This is a genomic window from Rhodomicrobium vannielii ATCC 17100 (assembly GCF_000166055.1).
GTDB lineage: Bacteria > Pseudomonadota > Alphaproteobacteria > Rhizobiales > Rhodomicrobiaceae > Rhodomicrobium > Rhodomicrobium vannielii.
Window position 1 is genome coordinate 2,820,442 of the sequence record NC_014664.1, and the last position, 21,740, is coordinate 2,842,181.

A 21,740-nucleotide genomic window follows, 5' to 3' on the forward strand; every position below is an offset into this window, starting at 1 on the left:
TGGCCTTTCCTGATCCGGCATGTGTCCGACGTCTCTAGGCGTCGTACCGGTTGAATATCAACGTCGCGTTGGTGCCGCCGAAACCGAAGCTGTTCGACATCACGCAATTCAGCTCGACGTTGTCGAGTCTCTCGCGAACAATTGGCATATCCGAGAACGCGGGATCAAGCTCCACGATATTTGCGGATTCACACACAAATCCGTTGTTCATCATCAGGAGGGAATAGATTGCCTCCTGCACACCTGCCGCGCCGAGCGAATGCCCGGTGAGCGACTTGGTGGCGGAAAGCAGCGGCGCTTTCGAGCCGAAGACTTCCCGAACGGCTTCGATTTCCTTGAGGTCGCCGATAACCGTCGATGTCGCGTGCGGGTTGATGTAGTCGACCTTGCGGTCGAGCCCCTTCATCGCGACGCGCATGCAGCGGGCCGCGCCTTCGCCCGACGGCGCAACCATGTCGTAGCCGTCCGAGTTGGCGCAGAAGCCGACGAGTTCGCCGTAAATATTTGAACCGCGCGCCTTGGCCCGCTCCAATTCCTCCAGCACGAGCACGCCCGCGCCACCCGCAATGACGAAGCCGTCGCGGTTTGCGTCATAGGCGCGGCTCGCCTTGGTGGGTGTGTCGTTGAAGTTGGACGACATCGCGCCCATGGCGTCGAACAGCACCGACAGCGTCCAGTCGAGTTCCTCGCCGCCGCCCGCGAACATGACGTCCTGCTTGCCCCACGCGATCATCTCGGCCGCGTTGCCGATACAATGCGCGGAGGTGGAACAGGCCGACGAGATCGAATAATTGATGCCCTTGATGCGGAACGGGGTCGCAAGCGTGGCCGAGTTGGTGCTCGACATGGCCTTCGGCACCTCGAACGGGCCGACCTTGCGGGGCCCCTTCTCGCGTGTCGTGTCGGCGGCGGCAACGATGGCGCGTGTGGACGGACCGCCGGACCCCATGATGAGGCCCGTCCGCTCGTTCGACACGTCCTTGTCTTCGAGGCCGGCGTCCGCGATGGCCTGCTGCATCGCGATGTAGTTCCACCCCGCGCCCGCGCCCATGAAGCGGCGCACCTTGCGGTCGATCGCGGCTTCCCAGTCGATGGTCGGCTCACCGTGCACCTGACACCGGAAACCGCGCTCGGCGTAATCTTTCGCCTTGACGATGCCGGAGCGCCCTTCACGCAAGGAGGCAACCACCTCCTGGGTGTTGTTACCGATGGACGAGATGATGCCCATTCCCGTGACAGCAACACGTCTCATGTCTTGACCCCACGTTGTCGCATTTGTTGAAAAGGCCTCGGCGCGATCCGGCTCAGCCAGCCGCCGCTTCAATGCCCACGTTCGCGTCGGTAAACAAGCCTACGCGGAGATCCTTGGCAGAATAAATAACCGTGCCATCGGCCTTGAGAATGCCGTCGCCGACACCGAGCGTCAGCTTGCGGCGAATGACGCGCTTCAGATCGACGATGTATTCGAGCTTCTTCACCGTCGGCACGACCATGCCCGTGAACTTGACCTCGCCGCATCCGAATGCGCGGCCCCGGCCCGGCGAACCGCCCCAGCCAAGGAAGAAGCCCAGCAATTGCCACAGGCCGTCGAGGCCGAGGCAACCGGGCATCACCGGGTCGCCCTTGAAGTGGCAGTCGAAGAACCAGAGGTCCGGGCGGACATCCAATTCGGCGATGACGTGCCCCTTGCCGTGCTCTCCAGCCGTCTCGGAGATGCTCGTAATGCGGTCGAACATCAGCATGGGCGGAAGCGGCAATTGTGCGTTTCCGGGCCCGAATAGTTCGCCGCGACCGCAGGCGAGCAAGTCTTCATAGTCGTAGCTGTGGCGCCGCTCGGACATATTTCCTCTTTAGATAGTCATCATGCCTGCTCGTCGGCAGGCCGTCGCTAAACTGTCACATACCGTAACTATCACACCTTTCGGTGCTCGCAACCCACGCCATCGTTGCGTTCAGACTTCCGGGGCCTTGGGCGGCGCTTGCGAGTTAAGGCGTCGCTACCTATACTACAAGGTGGAACGCGACGGAATGCCAAGTGATGCCTGACAATATCCCGGAACTCCCTATAGAAAGACTGCGCCTCACGGGCTTACGACCGACGCGTCAACGCGTCGCGCTCGCGGAGCTGCTGTTCGGGCGCGAGGACTGGCATTTCACTGCCGAGGAGATCCACGCCCAGGCCGTGAAAAGGGGTGTGCCCGTCTCTCTTGCAACCGTTTATAACACGCTACACCAGTTCGTCGAAGCGGGCATTCTGCGCGAAGTCGCCATCGAAAGCTCGAAGACGTATTTCGATACCAAGATTAACGACCACTTTCATTTCTTCTTCGAAAAGAACGGCTCGCTTGTCGATATCGACACAGCCGACATCAAGGTCGAGAATCTACCGAAGCCGCCGCCCGGAACCGAAATCGCCCGCATCGACGTTCTCGTCAGGCTGGAGCCGACCAAGAAAAAAGGCGGCTAGGTTGCACGTCAAATTCGGCGACGCGTGCGATGCCTCGTCCCCATCGATATGGAGAAATCGTGCGCGACACGACCAATCACAGACCGGACCCTCCGAAAAATGTCTTCGGAGAGCCTCTGTCGCCCTGCTCGCTCTCGCCGCTGACCGGCTTTTTCCGCGACGGATGCTGCAATACGAGCCCTGAGGATGTCGGATCGCACACCGTGTGCGTGGTGATGACCGACGATTTTCTCGCCTTCTCGAAGGCGGCCGGAAACGACCTGTCCACGCCCGTTCCCGATTTCGGCTTCCCCGGCCTGAAGGCAGGCGACCGCTGGTGCCTGTGCGCGGCGCGCTGGGCGCAGGCTTTCGCGGCAGGGAAAGCCCCTAAAGTCGTGCTCGCGGCTACGCACCAGAACGCGCTGGACATCGTGTCGCTCGCCGACCTGAAGCGCCACGCGATCGACCTTTCGTAAGATTGCGCGGACATCGCTCAGCCCACCAGAAGCCCTAGATAGAAGTTCAGCTCCAGCTCAAGGCAATCGCGGATGGTTTCCGCCTGCCGGAAACCGTGGCCCTCGCCCGCGAACTCGTGATACGCGACGGGCACGCACTTCGCTCTCAGCGCGTCGGCGATGGCGAGCGATTGCGCCTTCGGCACGACCTTGTCTTCCGCGCCCTGAAAAAGGACGAGCGGCGTCGTGATCGCGTCGGCATGCGTGAGCGCCGACCGCGCGCGATAAAGGTTAGGGTCAGCCTCGACAGTCGCGCCGAGCAGCGTTTCGAGATAGCCCTGTTCAAATTTGTGCGTCGTCTCCTGCAAGCCGATGAGGTCAGCCACGCCGTAGTAACTCGCCGCGCCGCGAAATGCGTTCGATGTCGCAATCGCCATCAGCACCGTGAAGCCGCCCGCGCTGCCGCCCGTGACGAAAACCGCGCCGGGATCGGCGAGGCCGCTCGTCGCCGCATATTCCGCCGCCGCGACCGTGTCCGCGACATCGGCGACGCCCCACGCGCCCTTGAGCCGGTCGCGATAGGCCCGGCCATAACCGACGCTGCCCGAATAGTCGAGGTCGAGCCAGCCGAAGCCGCGGGACGTGAAGAACAGCGTCTTGGCTTTTAGTCCGCGCAGTGCGGCGCTGGTCGGGCCGCCGTGCAGGCTGATGATGAGCGGCGGGGCCTCGCCTTCCGGGCCGCGCGCTTCCGGGTTGGCGGGCGGATAATAGAGGCCGTAGACCGGGCCGGAAGGGCTCGGGATTTCGAGGCGCTGGGGTGGCGCGATGAAGCCTGGGTCGATGGCGAACGTCGAGCTTCGGCGGACGATGGCGGGCGCGGCGCCGTCCGCCTCGGCCGCGACGCAGAGCGCCTCGTCGTCAGCCATGGCGACGAACGCGGTCAGATCGCCGTCTCCCGATAACGCGCCAACCCAGGTGAATGGCGACACGAGCGGCGTCAGAGCGCCGGTTTCGAGGTCGAGCAGCGCGGCGCGCGTCTCGCCCTTGTCAACGTAAGACAGCCGCGCGTTGCCACCTTCGAGAAGCGCATAGCTCGCCTGATTGAACACCCATAGCGGCAACGAGAGGTCGCCGTCGAGCCGCGTGATCTGGATCGGCGCGGACGCCTCCATCCAACGCCACAAATTGCCAGCGCCGCCCGCGTCCCACACGAAGAGCAGCGCCTCGCCGGTCCATTCCGGCTGGAAGCACGCGGTTCCGCCACCGCCCGCAACTTTCACCACGCCGGAGACCGCGCCATCCGCGTCGAGATGCGCGACGAACAGCTCCGCTGCGTCCCACGGCATGTGCGGCAGGTTCCAGGCGAGGTAGGCCAGAAGCGAGCCGTCCGGGCTGACGCGCGGGCTGGCGTAGAAGTCGTGCCCTTCAACGAGGACGCGCGGCGCGCTCCCATCGAGCGGGATCGACCACAGCGCGTTGACCGGCTCGGTCGTCTCGCCCACGCCGTGCGTTTCGCCGACCGCGATGAGGCGATTGCGACCCGCGTCGAGCGCTATATCGGCGAAGCGAGTGTCTGGCAGTTCGGTGATGCGGCACGGTGCGGCAGCGCCCTCGGGCGTCAAACGAGCCTCGTAAATATCCTGATCGCCGTCGTTGACGAAATAAAGCGCACCGCCCGCCACCGTGAATTCGCCGCCGCCATATTCATGCACGCGCGAGCGCGCTGACCATGGCGCAGGCAGAAGCTCCGTGACGCCGTCCGCGGCCGTCCAGCGCAGCACGGGCGAACGGCCTTTCTCAGCCGGGCGGCTCTCGCCCCAGTAGACCGCACCGCCCTTCGCCTCAACGCGCCCGAAGCGCAGCGCGCCCGCCGCGACCGCTGCGGCGGAGATCGGGGAGGGCCAGTGGCCGCAAGGTAAAGTGTTGTTATTCATCCGATTCCCAGATGCAGATTGTATTTATCCGTGTACTGTATTAAAATTATAGTCGGGTGTTTATTGTGTAATATTTTGAGGTGGGTGTTATGGGTGAGCGTCTTATCCTCATGCGGCCGCTGTATATGGCGGAGAAGAAACTTCTGTCTTGTCTTTCCACCGGGAAAACATGCCAAATTTCTCTTGAAGTCCCCAAAACGGGTTCCTTCACTAACACAATCAGAGGAAGTTTTCTCCGATCTCTCCTTGCCAGCAAGAAATGTCATTCGAGCGGCCTGACCGTTGCTGGTGCATATATCAAAGGACGCGTCAATCTGGATGGCACAAACGCGATTGTGCCGCTTCGATTTTCGCGCTGCGTTTTCGACGCATTTTCCTTCGCCGACGCATCTGTAAAGACCATGAGCTTCGACAGGGTGATTTTCGGCAAATTTGTTGGATACAGCGCCAAGGTCGATGGTGATCTTTTTCTGAAGAAATGCGAGATAAAAAGTGCGCTGGAGCTTTTTGGCATCGAAGTGACGGGAACATTGTGCTGCAAGGGCACAAAAATAGGTGTTAATGACGATATTACCTCGGTAAACCTCATTACGGCGTCGATTGGCGGGCAGCTTGAGCTTCGCGACGGTTTTTATTCGGAGGGCGTGATTCATCTTGACGATTCAAAAATAAACGGCAGCCTCAATTGCTCGAACGCTACTTTCGCAGGTGCGACGAAAGCCAATTTCGCAGATCATTACGATCACTCTATTCGCTCCTTGAGCGCTCTCAGAATTGAAATTCGGGGCGATTTGCTTTTAAGAAACAGTCACAGCGTGAGCGAACTATGCTTCATGGGAGCGAGAATCCGGGGAGGTGTCGACTGCAGCGGCGGTCGTTTCGACGCGGTTTCCAAAGAAGATCCTCTCGCCCTTCGCTTCTCAAGGACAACAATCGGCGGAAATGTATATTTTCGCGACTCCGTTTTCGCTGCAAAAGTAGAATTTCGCGGAAGCAAAATATCCGGGGGCATCAATTGCGAAAAAGCAGAATTCATCGCACCGAATATTACAACAACGGACCTGAGCGCGCCAGATGAGGATCTTTCGTTCGACGCGCTCTCGCTGGTGAACGCAACGGTTGAGGGGGGCCTTTTTCTGCGGGGGGCAAAGTTCGACGGCTCGCTGGATCTGAAAAGCGCTCATGTTGGAGTTTTGGTCGATTGCAAGGATTCGTGGCCAATACAGCCGAAGAAGGGTTTTTTCTTTCGGCCAATTGACCGGAAGCCGCGAAATGCGATTCATCTCGACGGTTTCACCTTCGACCGTTTCGGCGGCAATGCTCCGCGCGGGGCGGCGAAACGATTGAAGTGGCTCAAGCATCAGCCGAAGACACATATGGGAAGCGACTTTCGACCGCAGCCCTTTGAGCAACTCATAAAGGTGCTTCGAGACATGGGGCATCCGGAAGATGTCCGACGACTCGCGATCGAGCGGGAAAAACGACTTCACCAAAGCCGGCGGCAGCAATTCCTGAAGCCAGGAGGGCAATGGGCCGCGGTCGGCTCTCTCATCTCGACCGTTACATGGGGCTGGATGATGGGTTACGGGTACCGTCCGCTCCGAGTTTTGGCCTTCATGCTCGTCGTTGGATTAGCGTGCGGTGCGTTTTATGACGCTGTTAAAGCTCAACAAGCATTTGCACCTCGCGATTCTCAAGTTCTGCTGGATAGCAAGACACGAGAGTGCGTTTATCCTCTGCAAGAAGCGGCAGCAAAGTTAAATGCGTGGCCGGTTTGCCTGACGATCAATGTCCCCGATTACCCGCGATTTGACCCCTATGTGTATTCATTCAATGTCATGTTTCCGGTTGTTGATCTCATTCAGGAAAAAGCCTGGGTACCTGTACAAAAAAGCGTCCATGTCTCGCTTCCGCTAATTGGTCGACAGCAATTACCTGAGATGACGGTAAAATGGCTCGTCTACGGAGAGGTCGCTTTCGGCGGACTCGTGAGCATTCTCACGGTGGCCTATTTTAGCGGCCTGATCCGCAAGGTGCGCCCGGATTGATGCCTCCCACGGTGCGAGCCCAAAGAGCAAATTGCCCTCAAGCCGCCTCGCCCGTCAGCGCGTTCCGGCCCGGCTCGTAGTTGAGGATGGGCGCGAGCCAGCGCTCAGCCTCGGCGACCGTCCAGCCCTTGCGGCGAGCGTAGTCTTCCACTTGGTCGCGCTCGATCTTGCCGACGCCGAAATAATAGCTTTCGGGATGCGAGAAATAGAGGCCGGACACCGAGGCGGGCGGCGTCATCGCATAGCTCTCGGTGAGCGCGATACCGGTGGCGCGCGTCGCGTCGAGCAGGTCGAACAGCGGCGTCTTCTCGGTGTGGTCGGGCTGAGCTGGATAGCCGGGCGCGGGCCGGATGCCACGATACGTCTCGGCCAGAAGTTCGTGCGGCGCGAGCGCCTCGTCGGCGGCATAGCCCCAGAACTCGCGGCGCACACGCGCGTGGAGATGCTCGGCGAAGGCTTCGGCCAGCCGGTCGGCCAGCGCCTTGACGAGAATGCGGGAATAGTCGTCGTTCGCGCGCGAGAAGCGCTCCGCGATAACGTCCTCGCCAATGCCCGCCGTCACCGCGAAGCCGCCAATATAATCCGCGATGTTGGTCGCTTCCGGCGCGATGAAATCGGAGAGCGCGATGTTGGCGCGGCCGCTGTCGCGCGCGATCTGCTGGCGCAGCGTGCGGAAGGTGGCGATGGTCTCGGTCCGGCTGTCATCGGCATAGATGGCGATGTCGTCGTCTTCAAGCGCGTTCGCCGGCCAGAAGCCGTAAACCGCATTCGCGCGGAACCAACGTTCCTCCACGATCTGCGCGAGCATAGCCTGCGCATCGCGATACAGCGACGATGCGGCGTCGCCATATTTGTTGTCGGTGAGGATGCCCGGATAGGTGCCCTTCATCTCCCATGCCGAGAAGAACGGCGTCCAATCGATGTATGGCACGAGCGTCGCGAGGTCGTAGTTTTCGAGCGCGCGCGCGCCGATGAAGGACGGCTTCGGCGGCACATAGCCGTGCCAGCCGGGGTCGAAGCGATTGGCGCGCGCCTGCGCCAGCGTAAGACGCATTTTCGCCGCGCGACCGCGTTCATGCGCCAGCGCTACCTTGGTGTAGGTTTCGCGGAGCTTGCCGACATAGGTGTCGCGTTCGCCGCCGAGCAGGCTCGACACCACACCCACGGCGCGGCTCGCATCCGTGACATAAACCGCCTGCCCGCGCGCGTAGTTCGGCGCGATCTTGACGGCGGTATGCACTTGACTCGTTGTCGCGCCACCGATCAGAAGCGGCACCTCGAAGCCCTGCCGCTCCATCTCGGACGCCACGAACACCATCTCGTCGAGGCTTGGCGTAATGAGGCCGGACAGGCCGATCACATCGGCCTTGTGCTCGCGCGCGGCGTCGAGGATCTGCTGCGGCGGCACCATAACGCCGAGGTCGATCACCTCGTAATTGTTGCACTGGAGGACGACGCCGACGATGTTCTTGCCGATGTCGTGCACGTCGCCCTTCACCGTGGCCATGATGATGCGGCCCGCCGCCTGCGCTTCCCCGCCGCCCGCAGCTTTCTCTTCCTCCATGAACGGCATGAGATAGGCCACGGCCTTCTTCATCACGCGCGCCGACTTGACTACCTGCGGCAGAAACATCTTGCCCGCGCCGAACAGGTCGCCGACGGCATTCATGCCGCCCATCAGCGGGCCTTCGATGACGTGCATCGGGCGACCGAGCGAGGCGCGCGCCTCTTCCGTGTCTGCGTCGATATAGTCTGTGATGCCATGGATGAGCGCATGCTTCAGCCGATCCGCGACCGACCGCTCGCGCCACGTAAGATCCGGCGCGGCCTTCTTCGAGCCACCGCCCTTGAAACGGTCGGCGGCTTCGAGCAGCCGGTCGGTGGCGTCGGCGCGGCGATTAAGCACCACGTCCTCGGCGAGCTCGCGAAGCTCGGGGTTGAGGTCGTCGTAAACGCCGAGCTGCCCCGCGTTCACGATGCCCATGTCCATGCCCGCCTTGATGGCGTGGTAGAGGAACACGGTGTGCATCGCCTGGCGCACCGGCTCGTTGCCGCGGAATGAGAAAGAGAGGTTCGACACGCCGCCCGACACGTGGCAGTGCGGCATTTCCTGCCGGATGCGCCGCGTCGCCTCGATGAAGTCAACGCCGTAATTGTTGTGGTCGTCGATGCCGGTACCGACCGCGAACACGTTCGGGTCGAAGATGATGTCTTCGGGAGAGAAGCCGATCTTCTCCGTGAGCAGCTTGAACGCGCGGCGGCAGATCGAAACCTTGCGCTCCTCTGTGTCGGCTTGGCCCACCTCGTCGAACGCCATCACCACGGCGGCCGCGCCATAGCGCATGACCTTCTTGGCGTGGTCGAGGAATGGCTCTTCGCCCTCCTTGAGGCTGATCGAGTTGACGATGGGCTTGCCCTGCACGCATTTGAGCCCGGCCTCGATCACCGTCCATTTCGACGAGTCGATCATCACCGGCACGCGGCTGATGTCGGGCTCCGACGCGATGAGATGCAGGAAGGTCGTCATCGCCTTCTCGCTGTCGAGCAGGCCCTCGTCCATATTGACGTCGAGGACGTTCGCGCCGCTCTCCACCTGCTCGCGCGCGACCGAAAGGGCCGCGTCGTAATCGCCAGCCTCGATGAGCTTGCGGAATTTGGCGGAGCCCGTGACGTTCGTCCGCTCGCCCACGATGATGAATTGCTGGCCTGTTCCGGTCATGTCTCGACTTATCCTTTACGCCTATGCGGCGAGCAAGGAACCTTGGTGAGGCCCGCGCGAAGTTTCAAGCGAAATCAGCGGCTGCGGTCATCGGCATCTGCGCGCTTTGCTCCGAACAGCGACGCAGTGCTGCCTTCGCCGTCTTCCCTCATTTCAGCGGACGAATCCTGCGCGGGGCTTTTCGATGCCGCTTTCCGGCATGACGCCGCGCGGCCGCGTACTGGTGAGCCCTCGCCGCCGCCCGTTTTTGTCTCATGACCCGCCGCTGCTTCTCAAGCCATGCCTGTTGCTGCCGGAAGCGGCGCTTCTTGTGCGCGAGATTGCGGCCCTGCTTGTGCTTCAGCCGCGCGGCGAAACTTCTTCCTTCCTCGGCGCTCTCGTCGCTATCGGACGTGAGCCTTTGATGGCGCACCGGGATGGCGTAACGATCGCGGGGGAACGAATCAGGTCCGCCTGCATCCGAGAAGCCATCTGCGGCGCTATCAGCGAAATCGGCCGCCAAGGTCGCCGCAATGCGTTGCGCGGCGAACGCTCCGAGGGGCGAGCAGCACACTCCTGCCGCGACCGCGATCACGACGGCGAGCCGGCTCGCCAAATGTGGAATAGACTGCACTAGCGTTCTCCTTGGCGGCAAGCAGGGCAATGTGATTCTGGCCGCAACAAGACAGCGTTTCCGCGCATCGTCGCGCGCCCTTACGGACAGCAGGTTTTCGGAGTTGACAGAAAGCCGCGGCGCATTCATCGTCTTTCAGGAAAGCTCCGGCTTCACACACTTTTTGCGCGAGTGTGCGACACCTCCTACGCAAATCATCTGACACCTCCCGGCTCCCCGGTCGGCGGAACGAACGAAGCAAGGCAGGAAGGCGTCGCTTCGATCCCGAAGCGATGGCCTCAAACACGGAAGCGAGGCGCGCGATGACGATGCCCCAGTTCGCCGGCAACCGCCGTATCGCCAATATTTCCGCAACTGTCGCGCAGGCGTGGCCGAACCGCTACGACGTGGTTGTGTTTCTTGCGCTTGGCGCGGTGCTCGTCGCGATGGCGCACGGCGCGAAGACCATGCAGCAACCGCTGACGGGGCTTGCCGCGAACCCCGTCTCGCTCGATCCGGCGAACCTGCCGCAATACGCGCTGCTGACGACGCTTCGCATGTTCGCGGCGCTCGGCTTCTCGCTTCTGTTCACCTTCATCGTCGCACCGCTCGCCGCCAAGAGCCGCAAGGCCGAGCGCGTCATCATTCCGGCGCTCGACATCCTGCAATCGGTGCCGGTGCTGGGCTTTCTCACCTTCACCGTGGTCTTCTTCCTGAACCTGTTCCCCGGCAGTCAGATCGGCGCGGAACTCGCGGCCATCTTCGCGATCTTCACGAGCCAGGCGTGGAACATGACGTTCTCGTTCTACCAATCGCTGAAGACCGTGCCGCGCGACCTCGAAGAGGTGACGGAGCAATTCCGCCTCACGCCGTGGCAGCGCTTCTGGAAGCTCGAAGTGCCCTTCGCGACGCCCGGCCTCGTCTGGAACATGATGATGTCCATGTCGGGCGGCTGGTTCTTCGTCGTGGCGTCGGAAGCGATCTCGGTCGGCGACACCACAATCACGCTGCCGGGTATCGGCTCCTATATCGCGCTCGCCATCGAGCAGAAGAACATCGGCGCGGTGGCGTGGGCCGTCGGCGCGATGGGGGTGGTCATCGTCCTGTATGACCAGCTTCTGTTCCGCCCCATCGTGGCATGGTCGGACAAATTCCGCGTGGAACTCGTCGCATCGCAGAACCCGCCCGAATCGTGGGTGCTGAACCTGCTGCGCCGGACGCGGCTGATCCAGGCCGTGAACGGCCTTCTGGGCAGGATCGCGGGCTTGTTCGGCGGCGGGGTCAGCACGCTGTCGCGCCATGCTCCCGAGCCTCGGATCGGGAAGACGGCGGGCCGGGCGCTCGACATCCTGTTCAATATCGTGCTGGCGGCGGTTGTCGTGTGGGCCGCGTGGTCGATCTACAGCTATGTCCGCGCGACGCTCGGCTGGTCCGACGTCGTGCAAGCGGTGACGGACGGCTGCATCACCTTCGTGCGCGTGATGGTGCTGATCGCCATCGCAAGCCTCATATGGGTGCCGGTCGGCGTCTACATCGGCTTGCGGCCGAAGCTTGCCGAGCGCATTCAGCCGCTGGCGCAATTTCTCGCGGCCTTCCCGGCGAACGTGCTGTTTCCGTTCGTGGTGATGGGTATCGTCGCGTGGAAGCTCGATCCGAACATCTGGCTCTCGCCGCTCATCATCCTCGGCACGCAGTGGTATATCCTGTTCAACGTCATCGCCGGGGCGAGCGTATTCCCTCGCGATCTCGGCGAGGCGTCGGAGCTGTATCGCCTGAAGGGTTGGCTCTGGTGGCGCAAGGTGATGCTGCCCTCGATCTTGCCCTATTACGTAACGGGCGCGCTCACGGCGTCGGGCGGCTCGTGGAACGCGAGCATCGTGGCCGAAGCGGTGAGTTGGGGCGATACGAAGGTGGAGGCGCAGGGTCTCGGCGCTTATATCGCGGATGCGACCGCCGCGGGCGATTTCCACCGCGTCGTGCTGGGTGTGGGCGTGATGTCGGTGTTCGTCGTCGCGCTCAACCGCGTCTTGTGGCGGCGGCTGTATGCTTATGCCGACCGCCGTCTTCGCATCTGAATCTGAAGCGACACCTTAGAAAAGAGGAGGGGGCCATGGGAGTTGTCACGCCGCGCAGCAACGGCCGCACGCCGCTCGTCGCCGTGCAAAACGTCCGCCACTTCTACAAGCGCGGCACGAGCAGCAACCTCGTCGTGCTGGAGGACGTGAACCTCTCGCTGTACAACGGCGAAATCGTCGCGCTGCTGGGGCGCTCCGGTTCCGGCAAATCCACGTTGCTCCGCATCATTTCCGGCCTCCTCACGCCGAGCGAAGGCGAAGTCTCGGTCGAAAGCAAGCGCGTGGACGGCCCAGCCGACGGCCTCGCCATGGTCTTCCAGAGCTTCGCGTTGTTCCCGTGGCTCACCGTGCAGGAGAACGTGGAAATTGGCCTCGAAGCGCAAGGCGTGAGGGCCGAAGAACGCAAGAAGCGCGCGCTGGCCGCCATCGACCTGATCGGCCTCGATGGCTTCGAGAGCGCCTATCCGAAGGAGCTGTCGGGCGGCATGCGTCAGCGCGTCGGCCTTGCGCGCGCGCTCGTCGTCGATCCGAAGGTGCTGCTGATGGACGAGCCCTTCTCCGCGCTCGACGTGCTGACCGCCGAGACGCTCCGCACCGATCTTCTCGACCTGTGGATGGAAGGGCGCATGCCGATAAAATCCATCCTTCTCGTCACACACAACATCGAGGAGGCCGTGCTGATGAGCGACCGCATCCTCGTGTTCTCGTCGAACCCGGGCCGCGTCATCGCCGAAATCAAGGTGAACCTGCCGCAGCCGCGAAACCGCGTGGACCCCGCCTTCCGCGCCATGGTGGACGACATCTACGCGCGCATGACCGCCAAGCCCACGGCCACCCCCGCGCGCGGCGAAGGCATATTCCCCGGCACCGGCATCAACATGAGCCTGCCCGATGTGTCCACGAACACGCTCGCGGGCTTGCTCGAAACGCTCGCCGAGCCGCCCTTCAACGGCCGCGCCGACCTGCCGCCGCTCGCCGAGCGCGCGCAAATGGAGGTGGACGAGCTTTTCCCCGCCGCCGAGACGCTGCAACTGCTGCGCTTTGCCGAACTCGCGGAGGGCGATCTGAAGATCACCGACGCAGGCCGCCGTTTCGTGGATGCGGGCGTCGACGAACGCAAGGCGCAGTTCGCGCAGCATCTTCTCGCCTATGTGCCGCTCGTGGCTCATATCCGGCGCATCCTTGAGGAGCGATCGAGCCGCCGCGCCTCGATCATCCGCTTCCAGGACGAGCTTGAAGACAACATGCCGGAGGACGATGCCGAGCGGACGCTTCACACCGTCATCAACTGGGCGCGCTATGCAGAAGTGCTTGCCTATGACGGCGAGACGGGGATGATCAGTCTCGACAATCCGGCATAAGGACGGCTCGCATGATCGCACTCGAAGCGCGAGGCATCACCAAGAGTTTCGGCGCCGTTCAGGTGCTGAAGGGCATCTCGCTCGCCGCCGAGAAGGGCGAGGTCATCTCGATCATCGGTTCATCCGGCTCAGGCAAGAGCACGTTCCTGCGCTGTCTCAATCTGCTGGAGACGCCGGACGCGGGCGAGATCGTCGCGGGCGGCGAGCATGTGCGCATAGAGCCGGGCAAGAAGCCCGACGCGCGGCAGGTGGAGCGTTTGCGCCGCCGCGTCGCCATGGTGTTCCAAGGCTTCAATCTGTGGCACCACATGACGGTGCTCGGCAACGTGATCGAAGCGCCGGTGCATGTGCATGGCCGCTCACGCGCCGAGGCCATCGAGGAAGCGCACGCCCTGTTGAAGAAGGTGGGCCTTGCGCACCGCGCCGACGCCTATCCGGCGGAGCTGTCCGGCGGACAGCAGCAACGCGCCGCCATTGCTCGCGCGCTCGCCGTTCATCCCGAGGTTATCCTGTTCGACGAGCCTACATCCGCGCTAGACCCCGAACTCGTCGGCGAGGTGCTGGCGGTGATCCGGCGGCTGGCGGATGAGGGGCGCACGCTCGTCATCGTGACGCACGAAATGGCATTTGCCCGCGACGTGTCGTCTCGCACGCTGTTTCTCGCCGATGGCCGTATCGAGGAAGAAGGCCCGTCAGCAGACCTGTTTGCCGCGCCGCGAAGCCCGCGTCTCGTTCAATTCCTCGAAGCTTTCCGGGCAGGCGGCTTTACGCGCGAAACTCCGCTGCCTACGTTAGAGAGCAACGGACTCTAACCGCCCGGCGAAACCATGGTCAAAGCCTCTCTCACGCGCCTTCTGGCGCTTGTCTGCCTCGCTTTCCTTCTGCCGCTCACCGCCTCGGCTCAAACGAAACTCCGCATCGCGACCGAGGGCACGAACCCACCGTTCAGCATCATCGACGCACGCGGCGAGGTGACGGGCTTCGACGTCGATATCGCGAAGGCGCTATGCGCGAAGATGCAGGCCGAGTGCGAGATTACCGAGCAGGATTGGGACGGCATCGTTCCGTCGCTGCTCGCGAAGAAATATGACGCCGTCGTCGCATCGCTCAATATCACCGAAGACCGCAAGAACGTGGTGGCTTTCACCAAGCCCTATTACCGCTCGCCGAGTGTGTTCGTGGTGCGCAAGGGCTTCGACGCGAAGGACGTTTCGCCGAAAGCGCTGACCGGCAAGCCCGTGGGCGTGCAGACGGCGACGAACCATTCCGCCTTCCTGGAAGACAAATATCACCGCTCCATCGTGCGGCTTTACAACACCGTGGCCGACGCGTATCGCGACCTTTCGGCCGGGCGCGTGGATTACGTGCTGTACGACAAACTTGCCGTTTATGATTGGCTGAAGACGCCCGAGGGCCAGTGCTGCGAGATCGCGCCAACGGAACTCGCCGACGAGGCGTATTTCGGCTCAGGCGTGGGCATCGCGCTGCGGAAGGGCGATGACGCGTTGGTGAAGCGCTTCAACGACGCTCTCGACGGCATCGTGAAGGACGGCACCTACGCGAAGATCAACGCGAAATACTTCCCGTTCCCGGTGTTTTGACGCGCTCCAGCTTCGGTGCCCGCGGAGGTGCTGCGCGGCTTGTGCCATTAAAACCGGCGCGCACTCTTGCCGGATCAAGCCTTAAGCGCCGTCTTTTTGAGTTCGTGGCGCGCGCGGGTCTGTGTTCTGCGCCGGCCTCGCGGCGTCCTGCGGCGTGCGTCGCGCAAGTTCCTGTGCCGCGCGCTTGGCAGCTGTTTCGAGTTGCGTCTGAGCCGGGGGGGCGTGCGCTTCCGCTGCCTGAGCCGAAGCCTGAGGGGCTACCGCCTGCGTCAGCGCGGCGCGTTGCCTCTCGCTCCGGGCCGGTGAAGGTGATGCCGGTGCTGTTGCAGGGCGTTGTTGCGCTTGCGCCGTGGCTGGAGCGGGCTGAGCCGGGGCCGCAGGTGCCTGGGCTGTGGGAGCGCCCGCAGGGGTTGCCTGAGCCGGTCGGTTACCCTGTTGAGCGGCCGATGTGGGTTGAGCCTGCGTCGGCGCTGTGGCCTGTACGGGTTGCGCCGGTGCCGCAGCCTGTGCCCGAGCGTTTTCGGATGGCGCGGCGATTTGCGGCTCGGGGGCGGCCTTTGCCTCAAGGTTCGGGCGGATGATCGCAAGGACCGGGCTTCCCGCTTCGGCATAGCGCTCCACGGCGCGCCGGATCTGCTCCACCACAACTTCCATGTGATGGCCGCTCGCATGGATCATCCAGTCCGGCGATTGCGCGATGGCGACATGGCCTTTCCAAAAGATCAGGTCACCGCGCTGGATGGCGTCGAGATTGTTCGGATCGAGCGCCTCGCCGAGGCTCGCCATCTGCATGTCGGTGTCGCGCAGGCAATGCACGCCCGCCGCCTGCAACGAAACCTGCACGAGGCCCGAACAGTCGATGCCGAGCGTCGTCTTGCCGCCCCAGAGATAGGGCACACCGACCATGCGTTCCGCCACGCGCACGAAGTCGCGCGCGCGCTCGCGGATGCCCACCAGATGGTCGGCGAAAATGAAGCCGCCGCGCGATAGCTCAAGGAAGCGGCCATCCGCGCGGCTGATCGGCAGCACCGTTGTCGAGAAGCTGAGCTTCGTAATCGGCGGGCGCTTCATGTCCGGGATGGGATAGAGATAGGTGAGCCGCGCACTCACGCGATGCGTGTTGTCCTCGACCAGCGACGACAGCGCGTCGAGCGGCATATAGCCCACATAGCCGTCCTCGTGAAGCTGAACCCAGCCGAACCCGTCGCGCACCTCATAGAGCGTCGCGAGTTCACCGGACAGCGCTTCCGTCGCCTGCTCGGCCTCGAATTTCGGCGCGACACGCACAGGCGCGGATGGCGCGGCAACCTGTCGCACTTCGCCCTGAACGTAGCGCTGCGCGCGCACACGATCTTGCAGCGTTGCGGCGGCGAGGTCTTCCCGGTAAGCGTGAAGGCGAGGATCGAGCTGTGTCATGCGCCTCTCCCATATTCGTTGCGGATCACCTCGAACAAGGCACGCACGCCTTGCGGCTCGCCACCCATCGGCTTGCCGGGCAACGCGCGCGGCGTCCAGCCGAAAATATCGAGGTGCACATAGCGCCGCGCGTTTTTAACGAAGCGCTTCAGAAACAGCGCCGCCGTGATCGATCCGGCTAGCGGGCTGTTCGAAATGTGGTTCACGTCGGCGACCTTGCTCTTGAGGTCGCGGTCGTAGGGCATCCAGAACGGCAGCCGCCACAACGGATCGCCCACATGCGCGCCCGCCTTGTAGACGGCAGCGGCGAGGTCTTCGTCCTCGGTGTAGAACGGCGGCAGATCCGGGCCGAGCGCAACGCGCGCTGCGCCGGTCAGCGTCGCCATGTCGATCATGAGATCGGGGCCGTCCTCGTCGGCATAGGCCAGCGCGTCGGCCAGAACGAGGCGGCCTTCCGCGTCGGTGTTGCCGATCTCGACCGTGACGCCTGCGCGGCTCTTGACGATGTCGCCCGGCCGGAATGCGTTGCCGGAGATGTTGTTGTCGGCGGTGGGCACGAGAACGCGGAGCCGCACCGGCAGCTTCGCGGCCATGATCATCGCGCCGAGAGCGATCACACTCGCTGCGCCGCCCATGTCCTTTTTCATCAGCGCCATTGCGGGCGACGGCTTGATGTCGAGGCCGCCGGTATCGAAGCAGATGCCCTTGCCGACGAGCGTCACCTTGGGGTGCTTCGTGTTGCCCCAATGGAGTTCGGCAAGGCACGGCTCGCGCGTGGAGGCGCGCCCGACTGTTTGCAGAAGCGGGAAGTTCTTTTCGAGGAACGCTGCGCCGCGAAGGATTTTTACCTCGGCCTTGAAGACGCGCGCCATGCTCGCGAACGCGTCCGCGAGGTCGGACGGGCCGAGATCGTTGGCGGGGATGTTGATAAGTTCGCGCGCGAACCACACGGCCTGCGCTCGGGCGATCACCGACGCGCGGTCGACGCCTTCGGGGAGCACGAGCGTGCGGATGGGCTTCGGGGCACGCGTGAAGTAGCGGCGAAACTCGTAAGCGCCGAGAAGCCACGCAAGGACGGCGTCTTCAGGCGCGCCGGGAAAGTCTGAAAGCTCGTAGGTGCCCTCGGGCAAGATTGCGGGCAGCGCGCCGAGCGCGAGCGCTGAAGCGGGCGAAGGCTCTGCGTCGCCAAGCGCGAAGATGACTTCGGCGATCCCGGTTTCACCGGGAAGAAGCGCATGCGTGCCGGGTTTCGCCTTCCAGCCGATGGCATCGAGCCATGCCGCCTGCGCGGGCGTGACGAAGCGAGCGAAATCGTCGCGAAGTTCGGCGGCGGGAAGAGCCCGGATCTTGATGGCGCCCTTGTTATGGCTCGCCAGAAGCTCGGAAATGTCGTCGTGAATCGTTTCGTAGGAAATCGTCATGCCTTGAACCTATAGGGGATCGGCGGAGAAAATGCACCCCTATAACGTGCATAAGACTTGGCCGCGATCCGGACGCGAAAACGGCGGAGAAGGACGATTTCGGTGCAAAAAAGCCGCTAAATTGAGGCGAGCCAGTCCGGCATCACGGCAAGGCCGCCCGCGGCGATGGCCGCGCCATAGGGGATCGCCGTTGCACGGTCGCGCGTGTCGGCGTCGGAGCGAAGGACATCGCCCGCGAAATCGGCGGCGATATAGGCCAACGCCAGAGCCCCACCGGCGAGAGCCGTTCCAGCGAGAAACGGAAGCAGCGCATTCGGGCCGATCCAGAGGGATGCCACGGCCAGAAGCTTCGCGTCGCCTCCGCCGAGAAGGGAAGCCGCGAAAAGACCGTAGGCGCAGACGAGAACGAGAAGTGCGCACCCGGCGTGGGACGCGATCCGGGCGGCATCAAGCCCGGCGAGCAGCGCGAAAACGGCGAAGCAGGCGGCCAGCACCAGCACAAGCCTGTTCGGTATCACGCGCGTCAGGAGATCGACGGCGGCGGCCCATACAAGCAGGACGGGAAGGGCCGCCGCGACGGTCGACGTCAGGGACGATTCCATCGGCGCTCACCTGAACGGAGGGCTATTGCAGCGTGTTGAACGAGCGCAGCATTTCCCGCACCCGCTCGAACATGATCTTCACCTCGTCGTTCATCTGGCCCGCGAGCGTGATGAGCGCCACGCAGAAACCGGCAGCGATCAAGCCAAGTTCGATGGCGGCCGCGCCCTGTTCGTCCATCCAGAATTCTTCAAGCTTTGCACGCATTACACACCTCCGACGATATGGACATCGCCTCCATGGAAGCGGCGTCTCCCTGCACGTTAGGGGCACAAGATTTAACACGCATTTAATTCGATTTTCTGTGCGGTGGGTAACGCTCTGAATGGTTATCGCGAGGTTTAACAAGTCGCCGTTGGACGCGCGGCGCGGCTGTTCTGGGCCACGCGGGGCGGCGCAAGACTTCGGGCGCGCCGATGCGACGCGCGAAACGGCTGCTTTTCAGATCGGCGGGAGACTTGCGGATCAGGGGCAGGGCTTGGACGGCAGGAATTCGATGGCCGACAATTCGCCGCTGAGCGCGAACGCGCCATAATCGAGCGTCAATTTACGGCTGACACCGTTCGCATAGATGCGAAACGAGACCTCATAGGTCGGCAGGCCGTCTTTCTTGCCGTTCTGCTCGTAGTAGCTGACCACCACGGGCCAGGACTGGATGCTGTCGAGAATTTCCGCGTTCTTGATCGTGGGGAGCTGCGCATTGGCCGCCAGTTGCAGCGGCGCGCCAATCACGGTCGTGGTCTCGTAAATCTTGGTGCCCTTGTCGGAGCCATCGAAAAAATCGGCCTGAAGCCGCGTATCACCAGCCTTCGCCGCCTTCAGGATCGCAATGGAATGCTGCGTCGGGAAATAGATGTTTCCGGGCAGCGTGAACGAGCCTTTCTTCGGCTTGTACAGCGTCACCGTCACGGTCTCACGGCCGCCCTGCGGCGCGCGGACCGCCAGCCCGGACGTGGCGTCGGCCGGCTTCGGGCTCTTGTTCATGTACTGCGACGTGTTGAAGCGAAAGCGGCGGCCTTCGCCGTCCTCGACGCTCTCGGAGCGCGTATCGGTGGTGCTCTGCTTGCCTTCACGGTCGTAGATTTCCGTCACCAGCCGCGTGTTGAGCGTGTAGCCTTGGCACGCCGAGCCGGTGAAGTCGTAGATCAGCTGCCCACGGATGTCGCTGATGTTCGAACCCGCGCCCGTCCTGTCGAGCACGAGTTCGTAGACGGCCCGATGAGGGACGAGTTCGATCGCCTCGGCCGGTTTCTCTTGCGCCGACGCCGGGGCGCAGGACAACGCGACACAGGCGGACAGACCGAGCCAGCCGGAAACCGCAGCCACTGCGGGCATTGTGAAAGACGTCATGAACGAACCACCGGCCGCTGTTTTGTAAGGTGCAGTCATAAGCGATATCGCGAACAATAACAGCCGTTATAGGGCAGCGTCGTTGCCCATCGGTTACGGTCTGACAAGCGGAAACGTTACCGCGATGGCCCAGGCGAAGGCGAGCGCGTTGGCGAGCCCTGCGACGAGGGGATCGTTCGTGCGTCGGTTAGCCCAGCCGCTGAACAGCCCGTAGATGACGAAGAACACAAAAATGATCGGAATGATGAGGATCAGGAAGAACAGCTTCCCGAAGTTGAGCGCGACGGCCAGCGCGAGCGACGCGAGAAACAGCGCCTTGGTCGCCGGGTAGCCGCCCCTCGCCGCGCCGTGCCCGCGCGTCAGCCATTCATCCGCGAGGAAGAACAGGATCGTGCCGCCGAGCACCGCGAACAGCAGCGGCAGGCGTTCCGCGATCGGGAAAAACGATAGCACATAGCGATCGAGCGGCAGGCCGAAGGCGAGGATGCTGTAGGCCGCGACGAGCGCCGCAGCGACGATGAACGCCACGTTGACCGGCGGCCGCGCCATGCCCTCGCCGCGCGTCGCGACCCACAACGCGGCGAGCGTAACGAGCCCGTAGCAGGCGAAATGCATCGCGATGTAGTCGCCGAGAACGACCGGCAGGAAGCCCGTCGGCATTTTCCACAGGATCAGCGGCGTCAGCAGCGCGGGCGCGAAGGCGACGGGCCAGAAGCGCCGCCATGGCAGCCCCGCGCCGAGCGGCATCGGCGACACGCGCGGCAGAAGCGACGCGAGCGGCCACGCCAGCAGCGTCACGCCGAAGAACAGTGCGGCGATTGCGGTGCCGCGATCTTCGACGGGCGCGCTGCCGCTCATTGCGAACGCGCGGTTCAGCCAGTCGAGCGCGGCCTCCATGCTCGCCGCGCTGTAGAGCACGCCGATGTGCTCCGCGCCGGGGGACAGCGTGAAGCGGCGCGCGGAGCCGTCCGTGAAACTGCCGTAGATGACGCCGGGCTCGGCCGCGCCACCCGACACCATGCCGACCACGCGCCGGGCCTCGTCATGCAGCATGCCGAATTCCGCCGCGCCGTCGATGGCAGCGAGGTTTTTCGGGCTCGTCGGCGTCACCACGGGTGAGAACATCGACACCGCGACCACCGCCGCCACCTCGGGATGCGCCTGCGCGAACCGCACGACGATATCGCTCGACATGGAATGGCCGAGGACGGCGATGCGGCCGTCGCTCTCGGGCAGGGTTTTCGCAAGCGCCGCCACCTCGCCCACTTGCGCCAGAAGCCTCGGCGTCGGCCCCTCCTCAACCTTCGTGATGTCGCCGCGCATCGGCTCCGGGTTGCGGCCGTGGCCGAGGCTGTCATAGGTGACGGCGATGTAGCCATTGCGCGCGAGCGTGATCGCGAAGGGCTGCATGAGTTGCTGCGATCCGGCGAAGCCGTGCGCGATCAGCACGACCGGGCCTTTCGCGGTCCCCTCGGCCCGGAACACCGTCACCGGCGTGTCGCCCGCCTGCATCCGCGTCACGGCGAGACCATGCGTCGCGCCTTCGAGCCGCCACAAGCCGAACGCGATGCAGGCGAGCGCGATTGCGGCGGCGATGATGCGATACGGTGTCATGAGGGGACCGGATGCTTGAGGCTGGGAGTGCTGGCCAACCTACTCCGATTGCGGGATTTCCGGCAAACGCGATCTCTTCCGGCTTCGCGTAGCGGCCGTGTCGGACGG

18 protein-coding genes are annotated in these 21,740 nt (G+C 63.3%); 7 read left to right on the forward strand and 11 right to left on the reverse strand.

The features are described 5' to 3' along the window. Positions 1 to 34 precede the first annotated feature (34 nt). Positions 35 to 1,252: a beta-ketoacyl-ACP synthase I gene (fabB, locus tag RVAN_RS13080; protein WP_013420191.1), complete on the reverse strand. Its 1,218-nt coding sequence runs from the start codon at positions 1,250 to 1,252 to the stop codon at positions 35 to 37. A gap of 52 nt (positions 1,253 to 1,304) precedes the next feature. Continuing rightward, the gene (gene fabA, locus RVAN_RS13085; protein WP_013420192.1) at positions 1,305 to 1,841 is read right to left on the reverse strand and encodes a 3-hydroxyacyl-[acyl-carrier-protein] dehydratase FabA; all 537 of its coding nucleotides are present in this window, start codon (positions 1,839 to 1,841) and stop codon (positions 1,305 to 1,307) included. A 197-nt stretch (positions 1,842 to 2,038) separates the two neighbouring features. On the opposite strand from fabA, the gene irrA reads away from it, so the two are divergent. After that, positions 2,039 to 2,467 (forward strand): iron response transcriptional regulator IrrA, encoded by a 429-nt coding sequence (irrA, locus tag RVAN_RS13090; protein WP_013420193.1) that lies wholly within the window; start codon positions 2,039 to 2,041, stop codon positions 2,465 to 2,467. Between the two features lie 59 nt (positions 2,468 to 2,526). Continuing rightward, a complete protein-coding gene (locus RVAN_RS13095; RefSeq protein WP_013420194.1) occupies positions 2,527 to 2,922 on the forward strand; it encodes a DUF2237 family protein in 396 nt (131 codons plus the stop codon). 17 nt (positions 2,923 to 2,939) lie between these two features. Here the strand turns inward: RVAN_RS13095 and RVAN_RS13100 are convergent, their stop codons facing one another. Next, entirely contained in the window at positions 2,940 to 4,835 is a 1,896-nt protein-coding gene (locus tag RVAN_RS13100) for a S9 family peptidase (protein ID WP_013420195.1), read from the reverse strand. Positions 4,836 to 4,924: 89 nt separating this feature from the next. Here RVAN_RS13100 and RVAN_RS13105 point away from each other — a divergent pair, with 89 nt between their 5' ends. Next, positions 4,925 to 6,883, forward strand: coding sequence for a hypothetical protein (locus RVAN_RS13105; RefSeq protein WP_013420196.1), 1,959 nt, complete (start codon positions 4,925 to 4,927; stop codon positions 6,881 to 6,883). Between the two features lie 37 nt (positions 6,884 to 6,920). On the opposite strand, the gene metH is transcribed toward RVAN_RS13105, so the two are convergent. After that, positions 6,921 to 9,602, reverse strand: a complete 2,682-nt coding sequence (gene metH, locus RVAN_RS13110; protein ID WP_013420197.1) for a methionine synthase — start codon at positions 9,600 to 9,602, stop codon at positions 6,921 to 6,923. Positions 9,603 to 9,750: 148 nt separating this feature from the next. Beyond that, positions 9,751 to 10,215: a hypothetical protein gene (locus RVAN_RS20275; RefSeq protein ID WP_155942455.1), complete on the reverse strand. Its 465-nt coding sequence runs from the start codon at positions 10,213 to 10,215 to the stop codon at positions 9,751 to 9,753. A gap of 302 nt (positions 10,216 to 10,517) precedes the next feature. Here RVAN_RS20275 and RVAN_RS13120 point away from each other — a divergent pair, with 302 nt between their 5' ends. From RVAN_RS13120 to RVAN_RS13135, 4 genes are read left to right on the forward strand one after another with little or no spacing between them, the layout of a single operon-like run. Continuing rightward, complete coding sequence (locus RVAN_RS13120) at positions 10,518 to 12,269, forward strand: ABC transporter permease (RefSeq protein ID WP_013420199.1); 1,752 nt, start codon at positions 10,518 to 10,520, stop codon at positions 12,267 to 12,269. Between the two features lie 35 nt (positions 12,270 to 12,304). Then, positions 12,305 to 13,630 (forward strand): AAA-associated domain-containing protein, encoded by a 1,326-nt coding sequence (locus RVAN_RS13125; protein WP_013420200.1) that lies wholly within the window; start codon positions 12,305 to 12,307, stop codon positions 13,628 to 13,630. A gap of 11 nt (positions 13,631 to 13,641) precedes the next feature. Then, positions 13,642 to 14,442, forward strand: a complete 801-nt coding sequence (locus tag RVAN_RS13130; RefSeq protein WP_013420201.1) for an amino acid ABC transporter ATP-binding protein — start codon at positions 13,642 to 13,644, stop codon at positions 14,440 to 14,442. Positions 14,443 to 14,457: 15 nt separating this feature from the next. Beyond that, the gene (locus RVAN_RS13135; protein ID WP_013420202.1) at positions 14,458 to 15,231 is read left to right on the forward strand and encodes a transporter substrate-binding domain-containing protein; all 774 of its coding nucleotides are present in this window, start codon (positions 14,458 to 14,460) and stop codon (positions 15,229 to 15,231) included. Between the two features lie 81 nt (positions 15,232 to 15,312). Here the strand turns inward: RVAN_RS13135 and RVAN_RS19725 are convergent, their stop codons facing one another. The 6 genes from RVAN_RS19725 to RVAN_RS13165 all read right to left on the reverse strand — a co-directional run bounded on the left by RVAN_RS19725 (position 15,313) and on the right by RVAN_RS13165 (position 21,632). Continuing rightward, entirely contained in the window at positions 15,313 to 16,647 is a 1,335-nt protein-coding gene (locus RVAN_RS19725) for an NlpC/P60 family protein (protein ID WP_013420203.1), read from the reverse strand. Next, positions 16,644 to 18,068: a leucyl aminopeptidase family protein gene (locus RVAN_RS13145; RefSeq protein WP_013420204.1), complete on the reverse strand. Its 1,425-nt coding sequence runs from the start codon at positions 18,066 to 18,068 to the stop codon at positions 16,644 to 16,646. Before RVAN_RS13145 ends, RVAN_RS19725 begins: the two co-directional genes overlap by 4 nt. Before the next feature lie 116 nt (positions 18,069 to 18,184). Beyond that, entirely contained in the window at positions 18,185 to 18,670 is a 486-nt protein-coding gene (locus RVAN_RS13150) for an A24 family peptidase (RefSeq protein WP_013420205.1), read from the reverse strand. A gap of 22 nt (positions 18,671 to 18,692) precedes the next feature. Further along, positions 18,693 to 18,875 carry a Flp family type IVb pilin gene (locus RVAN_RS13155; protein ID WP_013420206.1) on the reverse strand — a complete coding sequence of 61 codons (183 nt, stop codon included), beginning with the start codon at positions 18,873 to 18,875 and terminating at the stop codon, positions 18,693 to 18,695. A 258-nt stretch (positions 18,876 to 19,133) separates the two neighbouring features. Next, on the reverse strand, positions 19,134 to 20,018 hold the full coding sequence (locus tag RVAN_RS13160; RefSeq protein ID WP_013420207.1) for a cell envelope integrity EipB family protein: 885 nt from the start codon (positions 20,016 to 20,018) through the stop codon (positions 19,134 to 19,136). Between the two features lie 93 nt (positions 20,019 to 20,111). Then, entirely contained in the window at positions 20,112 to 21,632 is a 1,521-nt protein-coding gene (locus RVAN_RS13165; protein WP_013420208.1) for an alpha/beta hydrolase, read from the reverse strand. Positions 21,633 to 21,740: the final 108 nt, after the last annotated feature.